At 63.0% G+C, this 12,212-nt stretch carries 12 protein-coding genes; 3 read left to right on the top strand and 9 right to left on the bottom strand.

Going from position 1 to position 12,212, the window contains the following annotated elements; genetic code table 11:
- Window positions 1-271 precede the first annotated feature (271 nt).
- From ABID58_RS22600 to ABID58_RS22590, 3 genes are all read left to right on the top strand, one after another.
- Window positions 272-499: a hypothetical protein gene (locus ABID58_RS22600; RefSeq protein WP_354034726.1), complete on the top strand. Its 228-nt coding sequence runs from the start codon at window positions 272-274 to the stop codon at window positions 497-499.
- Window positions 500-848: 349 nt separating this feature from the next.
- Window positions 849-1,001 carry a hypothetical protein gene (locus ABID58_RS22595; RefSeq protein ID WP_354034725.1) on the top strand — a complete coding sequence of 51 codons (153 nt, stop codon included), beginning with the start codon at window positions 849-851 and terminating at the stop codon, window positions 999-1,001.
- Window positions 1,002-1,107: 106 nt separating this feature from the next.
- Complete coding sequence (locus ABID58_RS22590; RefSeq protein ID WP_148753358.1) at window positions 1,108-2,058, top strand: hypothetical protein; 951 nt, start codon at window positions 1,108-1,110, stop codon at window positions 2,056-2,058.
- A gap of 239 nt (window positions 2,059-2,297) precedes the next feature.
- Here the strand turns inward: ABID58_RS22590 and ABID58_RS22585 are convergent, their stop codons facing one another.
- From ABID58_RS22585 to ABID58_RS22545, 9 genes are all read right to left on the bottom strand, one after another.
- The gene (locus ABID58_RS22585; protein ID WP_354034724.1) at window positions 2,298-2,873 is read right to left on the bottom strand and encodes a TetR/AcrR family transcriptional regulator; all 576 of its coding nucleotides are present in this window, start codon (window positions 2,871-2,873) and stop codon (window positions 2,298-2,300) included.
- Window positions 2,858-3,583 carry an SDR family NAD(P)-dependent oxidoreductase gene (locus ABID58_RS22580; RefSeq protein WP_354034723.1) on the bottom strand — a complete coding sequence of 242 codons (726 nt, stop codon included), beginning with the start codon at window positions 3,581-3,583 and terminating at the stop codon, window positions 2,858-2,860. The genes ABID58_RS22585 and ABID58_RS22580 overlap by 16 nt, the downstream gene beginning before the upstream one ends.
- 17 nt (window positions 3,584-3,600) lie before the next feature.
- Window positions 3,601-4,197: a glutathione S-transferase N-terminal domain-containing protein gene (locus ABID58_RS22575; protein WP_354034722.1), complete on the bottom strand. Its 597-nt coding sequence runs from the start codon at window positions 4,195-4,197 to the stop codon at window positions 3,601-3,603.
- A gap of 281 nt (window positions 4,198-4,478) precedes the next feature.
- Entirely contained in the window at window positions 4,479-5,681 is a 1,203-nt protein-coding gene (locus tag ABID58_RS22570) for a mandelate racemase/muconate lactonizing enzyme family protein (RefSeq protein WP_354034721.1), read from the bottom strand.
- A 57-nt stretch (window positions 5,682-5,738) separates the two neighbouring features.
- A complete protein-coding gene (locus tag ABID58_RS22565; protein ID WP_354034720.1) occupies window positions 5,739-7,469 on the bottom strand; it encodes an ABC transporter ATP-binding protein in 1,731 nt (576 codons plus the stop codon).
- Window positions 7,466-8,593, bottom strand: a complete 1,128-nt coding sequence (locus ABID58_RS22560; protein ID WP_354034719.1) for an ABC transporter permease — start codon at window positions 8,591-8,593, stop codon at window positions 7,466-7,468. The genes ABID58_RS22565 and ABID58_RS22560 overlap by 4 nt, the downstream gene beginning before the upstream one ends.
- Window positions 8,594-8,608: 15 nt before the next feature.
- Window positions 8,609-9,595, bottom strand: a complete 987-nt coding sequence (locus tag ABID58_RS22555; protein ID WP_354034718.1) for an ABC transporter permease — start codon at window positions 9,593-9,595, stop codon at window positions 8,609-8,611.
- 65 nt (window positions 9,596-9,660) lie between these two features.
- Window positions 9,661-11,619: an ABC transporter substrate-binding protein gene (locus ABID58_RS22550; RefSeq protein ID WP_354034717.1), complete on the bottom strand. Its 1,959-nt coding sequence runs from the start codon at window positions 11,617-11,619 to the stop codon at window positions 9,661-9,663.
- 119 nt (window positions 11,620-11,738) lie between these two features.
- The gene (locus tag ABID58_RS22545; RefSeq protein ID WP_354034716.1) at window positions 11,739-12,116 is read right to left on the bottom strand and encodes an aldose epimerase family protein; all 378 of its coding nucleotides are present in this window, start codon (window positions 12,114-12,116) and stop codon (window positions 11,739-11,741) included.
- Window positions 12,117-12,212: the final 96 nt, after the last annotated feature.

The raw sequence follows: 12,212 nt of genomic DNA, 5'->3' as shown, positions 1-12,212 counted from the left end.
ACGGGTTCAGATCGCGTCGCGACGGGATGCCGGTTGGCCTGATCGACGCAGAGCAATTTCATCCGGCAAGCCGACATGCGCGCGCATCACCTCATCATCATCGTCGTCAGCCTGTTCGTGGTCCTCGCCGGGTTCGACGCAGCGTTGAGTCCTTTCGCGCGCCCGACACTCAGGGCCGCTTCGGAGCCGGCACCTCCCGTCGCACCGCTCCTTTTCGGAGGCGACTGATCGCACCCCGAATGTCGGAATCGCCATCAACCAGGAGGTCGCATTGACCGATATCGTGCTGCTGGAAAACAAGCCGTACTATTTTCGCGCACCCGACGAGGAGCTGCGAATAATCAGTACGTGGAGACTTAGACTGATCGCATTCTATGGCTCGCTCCTCGCGCTGCTAATTGCCTTCGCTGCGACGAGCCAGGCGCCCCGAGAGCCCCAAGCGGATCTCGTCTCCGATGATTTCGTCACCCATTACATTTTTAACCCGCCGCTGCCGTAAACGATCCGCATCGGGCAACGGGGCCGCGCGGACCAAGGGTCCCCCCGCGGTCGCTACGCAAGCCAGCGCAACCGTAAAGAGGGAAGCCGTGAAAAACGACGTTCATGCCGGGTCTGCAATTCGGGCCGGATCTCCAATGCCGCGTGACACAAACGCAAGCCGAGGCGGCGGGACGCGCCTGATGATTCTCGTTCTTCTGGGCTTCGGCGCTGTTCACGCGATGGCCGCGATCCTCATGCAGCGAACGTCACCCGAGCGAGGTGGCGCTCCCCTGGGCATCGATTTGCGGTGCGACTGACGGGCACGCGTGGCACATCCAACTCACCGATCTAAAAAGCAAGGCGGCAACATGACGGCAATCAAGCGCGCAATTTCCCTCACGGTCCTCTCGGTCACCGGCGCCGGCCTGGCCAAACACGCCCTGCTGTTCTGTGCAGCTTGCGCGTTTGTGTTCGTGCTCTCTCTGACCGACGGCCTCGATTTGAGCCCTGGATTCTTCTGACCTTGGCCGGCGTCAACCGCTGTGGTGCACACCGCACAACACGGGCTGCTATAGCCGCGCATCCGGGGCGGCATCACGCCGATGCGCATGCAAATGAGGAGGCGATATGTACGTTGGCCGGATATTGTCCACACTTGGCGGACAAGGACCGATCCTTTTGGTGATCTCGCTTTGCGCAGGCCTGTTGATCTCGCCCTTCGCGCGCTTCGGCTACGGTCTTCTGCCTTTTTCAGCATTTCTTCTGACGCTTGGTTCGTTTCTCACGGCGGGTCTTGCTCCCTCCGAAGGCAGCGTTCGTCTGCCGCTGATAGGCCTGGTGCTCGGCTGGGTCGGCCTGGTGCTGCCTTTGGCTGCTGCGATGCTGCTGTCCTTTGTCCCGCTTGATCCTGCCCTGCGGGCCGGCGTTCTGCTTTCACTGCTGGCGCCGCCGGTCGGAAGCGCGGCCGCGATTGCTGGAATGCTCGGTTTGCGACCACGTCTCGCCCTGGTCGTCTCGATTGCGCTGACCCTGGTTACGCCGATCTCGATTCCGTGCTTCGCCACGATGCTCGGACTTGGCATTGCGTTCGACATGAGCGGGCTGGCGATCCGGCTATTCAGCATTATCGGCGCTGCCGGCTTGGTGGCCTTTTTAGCCATAAGGTTCCATCGTCATCTGAGTCTCGTTCTGCCGGATCAAAGCGCCGCCACCGGAATCGCCGTGATCGGGCTTATCATCGTGGGGCTTGCCACCTCGCAGGGCATAAGGGCGCAATGGACCAGCAACGCGCTGCGTTTCGACGTGATGCTCGCCGCGGCAGTCGTCCTCAATTTCGGCCTGTGCGGACTCGCTACGGTGACGTTCGCGAGACTGGGGCTGCAAACCGCCGGAACCATAGGCCTCGTGAGCGGAAACCGTAACGTTACTCTCGTGTGGGCGGCGGCCGGCTTCGGTCTGCCATCTCTCGCGGAGGGTTATGTCGCTGCATGCGTCATCCCGGTCCTCGCGCTTCCTCTCATCGTTAAGCTCTGTCTTGGACTACCTTCCTTCAGCCGTTTCATCCCGCAAAGCGAATGAAGAGCGCAAGGGCTGCGAGTTGCAATGCCTCACTGGCGCTTGCGACCGGAGGCATTGAGTGCCGCCACCGTAATCCCGCAACTCTCTCCATCGTCATTGCGAGGAGCCCTTGCGACGAAACAATCCAGAATCTTCCCGCAGGGAGACTCTGAATTGCTTGTCTTCGCCGCTTCGCTCGCAATGACGGAGCGTGTGGCGCCGCCTATGTTCCAACTACGCAGCAGGGGATCGGCCATACGTCACGGCGCCAGCAAATGCCGCAGCGTTCGACGCGCCATGTTGAGCGGCTTAGGGCTGCGCTCGACCTTCGCTGAGAGCACCGCGCCTTCCCAAAGCGCCAGCACCGTACGCGCAAGCTCGGTGGCGGGCACGTCGGTTCGTACGCTGCCGTCGCGCTGCCCATCCGCCAGGCACTGGGAAAGTGCATCCGTCCACTGGCGCCACAGGCGCGACAAATCCTGGCGAAAGGCGTCGAGTTGCGCGAGTTCGGCCGTGAGATTGCCGATCAGGCAGCCGTCCTCGCTATAGCCGAGGGCCGCGAGGTAGCGGTCAAGCCGCTCGAGCCCGGGAAGGCCGGCGTCCCGCAACAGGGCACGCGCTTTGGCGCGGTCCTCCCAGTAACGCGCCAGCGCCGCCAGGCCGAGGGCGTCCTTGCTTTCGAAATGACTGTAGAAAGAGCCCTTCGGCACACCGGCCGACGAGACGATCTCCTGAACACCGGTTGCATGATAGCCGCGGTGATGAAACGCCGCGAGGCCCGCGTCGAGGAGTGCTTCCTTATGATTAGGTTTTGGCATGGTCAGTTCAGGGTCCAATTCTCGGCGAAGGGCCGGATGACATGATCGAACGACCACGTGGAGGGGTGTTGATGCGCGATGTGGTAAACCTCGTCGGCAATCGCATCGGGATGCGCGAAATGGTCGCCCCGCTTATCCTGCCAATCCGGCAGCGGCAAGGTCTCCCTCCTCCATGGGGCATCGATCGCGGCATCGATGGTGATGTATCCAACATGCACGCGCTTCGGGCCCAAATCCTTTGCCAGGGACTGCGCGAGGATGCGCTGGGCGGCCTTCGTCGGCGCGAAGGCCGGGCGTAGCGGAATGCCCCGGAACGACGAGGTGTTTCCGGTGACCATGATGGCTCCCTCGCCGCGCTCGATCATCGCCGGCGCGAGTTTTTGTGCCAGGAAGAACAGCGACGTGGTGTTCACCTGAAAATTCCGCTCTAGATCCTCTACCGAGGCGTCGAGGATCTTGGCGAATGTTGCCGCGACGGCGTTATGGATGAGCACATGGGGTGGCCCGAGCTCGGTCTGCACGCGCTCGACAATTTCGCCGAGCCGGGCAAGGTTGGCGACGTCGCAAGGATAGCCGCGCGCACGAGGTATCTGCGTCTCGAGCTCCGCGAGCCGCTCGGCGTTGCGGGCGATCATCGCCACACGATATCCACCTTGTGCGAAGCGCCGCGAGAGCGCAGCGCCAGTTGCGCCGCCGACACCTGCGATGAGAGCGATCCGATCAGCCATGCTTTCCTCCATGCGCCTCAAGCCGCTACCCTTGTCAGTGCGAAGGGCGGTGCGTCTCGATACTCGGCTGCAAGCTCAGCCAGGGCGGGGATTGCGGGAAGGGCTTCCAGGTCCGGATTCGTCCGGGCGAGGTATTCCACCGCTACGATGGCGGTGATCGCTGCGGCATCCAGCGGGCTCGCCCTGAGCGGTCCGCCGTCGCGCGCGGCCTCGTCGAGCGCGCGCAAGCCTCCCAAAATCTGCGCTTTCCAGCGGTTGGCCTCGGTCTCAGGGACCTCGCGTCCACGGAACGACAGGCTGGTGGCCTGTTCATAGACGCCGTAACCGATTGCCGCGAGCTTGAGCGTCGCCCGGCGCGCGCTTGACGCGGCGGGGATCAGCGGCGCCGAAGGCGTCAGTTCATTGAGGTAGTCGAGGATGGCCGTGCTGTCGATCAGGACCTCGCCATCGTCGAGCACGAGCGAAGGTACCTTCGCCACGGGATTATAACGGCTCGCGGTCTCGAACTCCCGGTAACCGTTCACAGGTTCATGGTCGAAGGGCAGCCCGCGGGAGATCAGGGCCGCTGCGACCCGCCTCGCGTAGGGCGACAGATAGGTGCCAATCAGCTTCATGCAAACTCTCCTCGCACTTTGGAGACTAAGACGACCGGTCGTATTCACTATACGACCGGTCGTCTATAAGGTCAAGCGCGCCGGTCCAGCGCAGTGTGGACCAGTGCCCACACGATTGTCGCGGCACCTGCGGCAAGGCGCTCGCGTGGGGGGTGACAACGTCGCGCTGGCGACTGCGCAGCGGGTCGCGCTTGTGGAATTACGATTGACCCGCAAAGCGAGATTTTGGCTGGCGCAGCAGACCCGCGCAGTGATAGGGCTGCTATCGGTTACTGAGCGCGTCACGCATAGGCCGTCGATCCGTCTGGCCGGCGCGGCACCTTGCGCTCCCAATGAACGTAATCCTCTTTGCCGAGCACCTCCATGTCCATCTCGACGCCCCAACCCGGCCGGTCGGGCCGCAGTTCGAGATAGCCGTTCTTCGGCAGGTAGGGGTCCTTCACGTACCAGGCGCCCTGCGAGCGGTCCGGCGTGACGTTGGGGTCGCTGCTGCCGTCGCCGAAGGCGTAAGCCGCACCCTGCGGCAGTCGGTATTCAAGAATTCGGAAGTTCGGCTGCGCAGCGGAGAAATGCAAATTGACGGCGGTGGCGAGCGGTCCCATCGGATTGTGTGGGGCGACCGTCACGTAGTGCGCCTCGGCAAGGGTTGCGATCCGGCGCATTTCCGAAATCCCGCCGACCACGCAAATGTCGGGCTGGATGATGTCGCAGCCCTTGACCGATAACAGCCGCAGGAATTCGAAGCGGTTGTAAAGGGACTCACCCGTCGCGAGCGTGCAGGTGAGACCCCGTTTCAGGTCGCCCCAGGCCTCGATGTTCTCAGGCCGGATCGGTTCTTCGAAGAACAGTGGATCGTAGGGCGCGAGCGCATTGCCTAGCTGGATCGCCTGTCCGACCTCGAAGATCTTGGCGTGGGCGTCGAAGGCGATCTCGTAGTCGGTGCGCACCGTCTCGCGCAGCTTGCGGAAATACTCCGCGCTGGTACGTACGACCTCGCCCCAGCGTTGCGCATGCATGTCGATCCGGTAGGGGCTGAGCTTGAAGGCCGTCAGGCCCCATTCAGCGTTGAGCCTGTCGAATTCGTCGCGGGCAATCGCTGCGTCCGGCGCGGTATAGACACCGGCGTAAATGCGGACGCGGTCGCGCACGTTGCCGCCGAGCAGCCGGTAGACTGGGACATTGAGTGCCTTGGCCGAGATGTCCCAGAGGCAATGATCGATCGCGGAGATCGCCGCAAGGCCCAGCGCGCCGGGCGGAAAGCGGCATTGCTGCAACAGATACTGGATCAGATATTCGATCCGCCGCGGATCTTCGCCGCGGATGAAAGTGAACAGATACTCGAGCAGCGGTTCCAGCGCCTTGTCGGGCCCGTGATTGTAGCACTCGCCCCAGCCGGTCAGCCCGTCGTCGGTATCGATGGCAATGATCAGGCGAGGGCGGTCCTTGTCGCGTGACATAAAGGCCCGCAGGCGGTCGATCTTCACGGGTTATCTCCATCCATTTGCTTGTTGTCGCGCCCGAAAACGGACGCCGGGATTGTCTCAGGCCGCCGTGTGGCGGTGCCGCCGGTGGATGCTGCGCGCCCGCGGGTCCGGTCGTGGAATGGCTGACAGCAGCGCCTGCGTATAGGCGTGGGTCGGAGAGTTGCAGACCTGCTCGGCGGAGCCGGTTTCCACCACCCGACCGCGATACATCACCGCCACGCGATCGCACATGTAGCGGATCACGCCGATGTCGTGGCTGATGAAGACGTAGGACAGTCCGAGCTTGTCCTGCAGGCCCATCATCAGGTCGAGCATCTGCGACCGCAGCGAGACGTCGAGTGCGGACGTCGCCTCGTCGGCGACGATGATGCGCGGATTGAGGGCGATCGCGCGGGCAATGCCGATGCGCTGGCGCTGGCCGCCGGAAAAAGCGTGCGGGTAGCGCTCGCGCCAGGATGGCTCCAGACCGACCTGCTGCAGCAGATCGGCCACACGGTCGTCGAGCTGCTTGCCGGCTGCGATCCTGTTGACGAGCAGCGGCTCGCCGACAATCTGGGCCACGGTCATGCGCGGATTGAGCGATCCGACAGGATCCTGGAAGATCATGCGAATCTCGCGCCGGCAGGCCTTCAGTGTCTCCTTGTCCGCCTTGACGAGATCGAGGGTACTGCCGTCCGGCCGGCGATAATCGATTGCGCCGGCGCTGGGATCGTAGATCCGCAACAGGCAACGTCCCATCGTAGTTTTGCCCGATCCGGACTCACCAACAATGCCCAGCGTCTCGCCCGGCTTCACGGTCAGCGAGACATCGTCGACGGCCTTAAGCGCGTTTTTTCCCGAGCCGAACTGCATGCTGAGATTGCGGACCTGCAGCACCGGCAGCGTCTCGTCGGCGATCGGGGAGCGACGCAACCGGATCTCCGCCTTCTGCTCCAGCTTCAGCACTGAGCCGATCAGCATCCGCGTATAATCGTTCTGCGGTGAATGGAAGATGGCGTCCACCGTGCCGCTCTCCATCACCTTACCGCGATGCATCACCAGCACGTCATCGGCGATCTCGGCGACGACACCCATGTCGTGGGTGATGAACATCACGGCCATGCCGTGCTGCTGCTGCAGCCGGCGGATCAGGTCGAGGATCTCCGCCTGAGTGGTGACGTCAAGCGCGGTGGTTGGCTCGTCGGCGATCAGGAGGGAAGGGTTACAGGCCAGCGCCATCGCTATCATCACGCGCTGGCGCATGCCACCGGAGAATTCGAAAGTGTAGCGGTCGATGGCCCGCTCGGCATCGGGGATCTCGACCTGCTTGAGCAGCTCGATGCAGCGCGCGCGGGCCTGCTTCTTTCCCATGTCGAGATGCAGCCGCAACACCTCCATCATCTGGTCGCCGACGGTGTGGACCGGCGATAGCGACGACATCGGTTCCTGGAAGATCATCGCGATCTCGCGGCCGCGTACCGCACGGATCTCCCGTCCGCGCGGATTGAACTTGGCGAGATCCACCGACGTTCCGTCGGCTCGATGCAGCATCATCGCGCCGGACACGATGCGCCCGGGCGCGTCCACAATCTGCAGGATCGAACGGGCGGTCACGCTTTTGCCCGAGCCGCTTTCGCCGACGATGCAGAGCGTCTTGCCACGCTCGAGCGTGAGCGACACGCCATCGACGGCCTTGACGATGCCGTTTCGTACCGGGAAGTGCGTTACGAGGTCCTTCACCTCGAGAATGAGCGAAGGGGGTGTGGCCGAGCGCGCGCCAGCATGGGTTGCGAGATCGATCAGGCTCATTTGTTGTACGGATCTGCGGCGTCGCGCAGCCCGTCTCCCAGGAAATTGAGGGCGATCACGGCGATCACCACTGCGGCGCCGGGTGCAAACAGCCATGGCGCGGTTGCGATCGATCGGATGTTCTGGGCTTCGCGCAGCAGCACGCCCCAGGAAATGGTCGGTGGCTGCAGGCCGAGGCCGAGGAAGCTGAGCGACGTTTCCGCCAGGATCATAGCCGGAATCGCCAGCGAGATCGACGCGATGATGTGGCTGGTGAAGCTCGGCAGCATGTGACGGAAGATCACCCGCCATTCGGATGCGCCGTCGAGCCGTGCCGCGGTGACGAACTCCTCGGTGCGCAGGCTAAGGAAGCGGCCGCGTACGACGCGCGCGAGCTGGGCCCAGGCGGTGAGGGAGAGGATCAGCGTGATCATAAAGTAGTTGAGCGTCGCTGGCCAATCGTGCGGCAGGGCCGCAGACAGCGCGAGCCAGATCGGAATGCTGGGCAGCGACAGCACGAAATCGATCAGCCGCTGAACCGCGAAATCGATCCGTCCGCCATAATAGCCGGAAAGGCCGCCGAGCACGATGCCGATGGTCAGCGACAGCAGCACGCCGGCGAGACCGACCGACAGCGAGATCTGAGCGCCCTGTATGATGCGGCTGTAGACGCAGCGGCCGAGCCGGTCGGCGCCGAGCAGGAACAGCGGCTGGCTCTTGTTGTCGGTGGCGATCAGGTGCGTCGTGGTGTCGAACAGGCCGAACAGCTTGTAGGCGTAGCCGGTGCCAAAGAACCGGATGTAGCTCTTGCGCGTCTCGTCCTCGCGATAGACCGCCTGCAGCGTCTGCGGGTCACGCTTGAGCGCATAGGGATGGATGTAGGGCCGGACCGACCAGCTGCCGTCGGCCGCGAGGTCGATGAAATGTACGCCCTGGGGCGGATGGTAGGCGGCGCGCGCGTTCTGCTGCGATGGATCGTTGACAGCGAAGAAGCCGGGCGCTGCGGCTACGATGTAGAAGAATGCCGTGACGACGAGCCCGGCCATGGCGAGACGGTGGCGCTTGAATGCCCACCACACCAGTTGCCACTGCGATGCTACCGCGAGCTGGCGGCTGTCGACGTGTGAAATGGCGATATCGGTCATGATTCTGATCCCGGCCTATTCCAGCCTGATGCGCGGGTCGACGAGGGCGAGCAGGATGTCGCTTATGAGCGAGCCAATCAGCGTCAGTGCGCAGATCAGGAGCACGAAGGCGCCGGCCAGATACATGTCCTGGCTCATCAGTGACTGCAGCAGAAGCGGTCCCGCCGTCGGCAGGCTGAGCACGATGGCCACGATGATCGAGCCGGAGACGAGGTTCGGAAGCAACCAGGAGATCGTCGAAATGAAGGGATTGAGCGCCAGCCGCAGCGGGTATTTCACCAGGAGATGGAATTCCGACAGGCCTTTTGCGCGCGCCGTGGTGACATAGGGCTTGTTGAGCTCGTCGAGCATGTTCGCGCGCATGACGCGGATCAGGCTGGCGGTGCCGGAGGCCGCGAGGATGATGACTGGAATCCAGAGATGGTGCAGCAGGTCGAGGACCTTGCCGAAGCTCCAGGGCGCGTTGACATAAGCCTCTGAGAAAAGTCCGCCGACCTCCTGGCCGAATTCGACGGCGGCGATGTACATCAGCACCAGCGCGAGCAGGAAGCTTGGGATCGCGAGCCCGAGGAAACTGAGGAAAGTGACGACGTAGTCGCCGACCGAATATTTCTTGACCGCCGAGTAGACGCCGACCGGCAGCGCGATGCCCCAGGTCGCGAGCAGGGTCGAAAACGTCAGCACCAGCGTGAGCGCCATCCGTTCCCAGATCAGGTTGCTGACCGGCTGTTGCCATTCGAAGCTGAGGCCGAAATCTCCGTGCAGCAGAATACCGCTGATCCATTTCAGATACTGGATGATCATCGGCTGATCGAGCCCGAAGCGGGCGCGTAGGTCGGCGGCGGTGTTCTGGTCGACGACCTCGTTCGACGCGGCCAGCGTCGCGATAAAGGTCGTGACGTAGTCGCCGGGCGGTAGCTGGATGAGCACGAACGCCAGGAAACTCACCACGATGAGCGAGGGCACCATCCAGAGAAGGCGCTTGGCGATGAAGCGGAGCATGGTCCTGCCTGTTCAGGGAAATAGAATCCGGTCGCACCGCGCGGCGCGGCCGGGCTCAAGGCCGATCACGTCGAGAAGAAGAATTGCTGCGGCAGGGCCGGGCCTGGATTGGGCCACGACCACGAGTTCGGATATTTCGCTGGCACGTTCGCCAGGTTGGTCTTGCAGATGCCAAAGGCGTTCACCGCCAGGCAAATGCCGATAGTCTCGAAAGCGTCGGCCGTGAGATCGAACAGCTGCTTCATGATTTCGCCGCGCTTTTGCAGGTCGGCCGTGGCACGAGCCTGATCGAACAGCTTCATGCGCTGCTTCTGGCTCTCGGGCGGCTCCTGGCCATCCTTGCCGCCGGAGACGTACCATTGCGCCCACGGCACGGCGTAGCGCGAGCCCTGTGTGTGCTGTGCGAAGAAGTCGCGCGGATCGAGCATCGGATCGAGGCCGCCCGGACCGGGCCACACCGCCGCATCGTGGTCGTTGTTGTCGCCGCGCGTGTAGTAGAGCGCGCGCTCGATGGTGTTGACCTTGATGTCGATGCCGATATCGGCCCAGTGCCGCTTCGCCAACTCGAGCGCATCGACCTCGTCCGGGTAGAGCGTCGGGATTACGTCGATGGCGAAGAAGATCTTCTGTCCGTCCGGACGTAGCCGGAAGCCGTTGGCATCCTTCTTGGCATAGCCGAGCTTATCGAGGATGGCATTGGCCTGGGCCTGATCGAACTCGCTGAACTGCGTCGCTAGCGCGGCATGATACCAGGGATGCCCCGGCCGCGGCCCGGCCTGATAGGGCTGCGATTGTCCGAGATAGACCAGCTCGATGATCTCGCTGCGGTTCATGCCGAGCGACAACGCCTTGCGAAATTCCTTGTTGGCGAACATTTCCCGCATCTTAGGATCCTTGTGCGTGAGGTTCAGGTAGATCTGAACCTGCTGGGATCCGGAATTGATCAGTTCGATCAGGCGGTAGCCGCCCTTCTGCATGTTCTGCGACAGCGTAGGTTTGTTTTGTAGCGTGTCGATATGGCGTTCCTGGATGTCGAGACGGCCAGAGATCACATCGAGCATCAGCGACTCGACGTCCTGCGAGATGTTGAAGTTGAGCCTGTCGATATAGGGGAGCTGGTTGCCGGCCGTGTCGACCTGCCAGAAGTAGGGGTTGCGCTCCATCACCACGCGCGTCGCGCCGCCGGTGTAGGGTTCCTTGATGACCCATGGATCGAGCGTCGGTTTGTCGGCGTTACCCCAACGCGTGGGGATTTCGATGTCGCCGCACTTGCTGCGGAACAGCGTGCCCCAGTCGGAGAGGTTCGCGGCCTTGACGAGATCGGCCACCGCCGGATTGTACTTCGGGTGGAACTGGCTGCAGTAGTGCTTCGCGAACAGCGTGGGATGCTGTCCGAGCGGCGTTGCCATCTGCTCCAGGAACAGCGCGTAGGGACCAGCGAAGGTGAACTTCACAGTAGTGTCGTCGATCTTGGTGACGGTGCCGGCCTTGCCACCGATCACGATCGGGGTCGGCGGCGATTTATAGAGCTCGGTGTTCTTGGCGCAGTCCTCGATGGCGAAGACGATATCGTCTGCCGTGAACGGATGACCATCCGACCACTTCATGCCCTGACGGAGATGGAAGGTGAATTCGGTGGAATCGGCGTTGATCTCCCATTTGTCGGCAACATTCGGCAGCACCTCGGTGAAGGCGAGATTCCAGCGCACCAGGCCCTGATTGCCGACCATGCGCAGGATACCGTTGTGGTCTGCCGAGCCGCGCAGGCCGCGCCGCAGCGCGCCGCCATAGCGGCCGACCTTCTCGACGGTGACGACCATTGGGTTGGCCGAGATGCGGTCCGCCAGCGGTGCCAGCTTGCCGTCCACCACGAGCTTGGCAAGCGCCGGCGCTTCCTTGGCGCCCTCGGCGCGCGCCGCATAAGGCAGTGCGGAAATCGCGGTCGCGCCGGCAAATCCCTTCAGCACGGAGCGGCGGTCTAGTCGGCGGCAGTGGGGCGTCCTCTGCTGGATGTCCTCGCTCATGGTTCCTCCCGGTCGAGATGTGTGTTGCGGCCATTCGGCCTTGTGGTTCTTGATGGCGCCGTCGTGTAGTTCGCCACTGTCATGGTGATGGTCGTAATGTCATCATGTCACCGTGATCCCTACGCTGGCCCAAAAAACGTTTCGCCGGGATGCAGCACGCGCAGCGGATGGGGCGCCGCGGCCGGGTGCGACGCGGGCTTGACGAGGGTTTCGTCAAATCGGAAAGCGGCGTTGCGAATGCGGTTCGAATAAGGGACCAGCGGATAGGTGCCGGCTTTGGGCCAGATCAGCGGCTCAAAGTGGCCGGTGGCCATGGGAACGAGGACATCGATGCGACGGTTGCCAGGCGCCTCGCGCCAAAGCGATGCCAACCGTCCGCCCTCATGCGGCCGCACCGCCGCCCGCATCGCTCGCGCGGCCAGCTTGCAATCGGATGCACGCACGTCCGGCTCGTCGAACGCCGAGGCCCGCGCCGTCTGCGCTGTCTCTTTGCGCATACATTCCGTCCCTGTGGCCGGACTCTTGCCGGCTTATTGACATAGGGTGGATTTGATATATCAAATTTCACGGCTGTCCATAAAGCGTTTGGCCAA

The organism is Bradyrhizobium sp. S3.2.6 (assembly GCF_040546885.1).
In the GTDB taxonomy this organism is placed as follows: domain Bacteria; phylum Pseudomonadota; class Alphaproteobacteria; order Rhizobiales; family Xanthobacteraceae; genus Bradyrhizobium; species Bradyrhizobium cytisi.
Note: the sequence above shows the minus strand (reverse complement) of the source record. Positions and strands in the feature narration are given on the sequence as shown.

Coding starts and splice junctions, on each gene's coding strand:
- ABID58_RS22550 (WP_354034717.1), bottom strand. CDS start 11,619: ATGAGCGAGGACATCCAGCAGAGGACGCCCCACTGCCGCCGACTAGAC.
- ABID58_RS22555 (WP_354034718.1), bottom strand. CDS start 9,595: ATGCTCCGCTTCATCGCCAAGCGCCTTCTCTGGATGGTGCCCTCGCTC.
- ABID58_RS22560 (WP_354034719.1), bottom strand. CDS start 8,593: ATGACCGATATCGCCATTTCACACGTCGACAGCCGCCAGCTCGCGGTA.
- ABID58_RS22590 (WP_148753358.1), top strand. CDS start 1,108: ATGTACGTTGGCCGGATATTGTCCACACTTGGCGGACAAGGACCGATC.
- ABID58_RS22575 (WP_354034722.1), bottom strand. CDS start 4,197: ATGAAGCTGATTGGCACCTATCTGTCGCCCTACGCGAGGCGGGTCGCA.
- ABID58_RS22545 (WP_354034716.1), bottom strand. CDS start 12,116: ATGCGCAAAGAGACAGCGCAGACGGCGCGGGCCTCGGCGTTCGACGAG.
- ABID58_RS22565 (WP_354034720.1), bottom strand. CDS start 7,469: ATGAGCCTGATCGATCTCGCAACCCATGCTGGCGCGCGCTCGGCCACA.
- ABID58_RS22595 (WP_354034725.1), top strand. CDS start 849: ATGACGGCAATCAAGCGCGCAATTTCCCTCACGGTCCTCTCGGTCACC.
- ABID58_RS22580 (WP_354034723.1), bottom strand. CDS start 3,583: ATGGCTGATCGGATCGCTCTCATCGCAGGTGTCGGCGGCGCAACTGGC.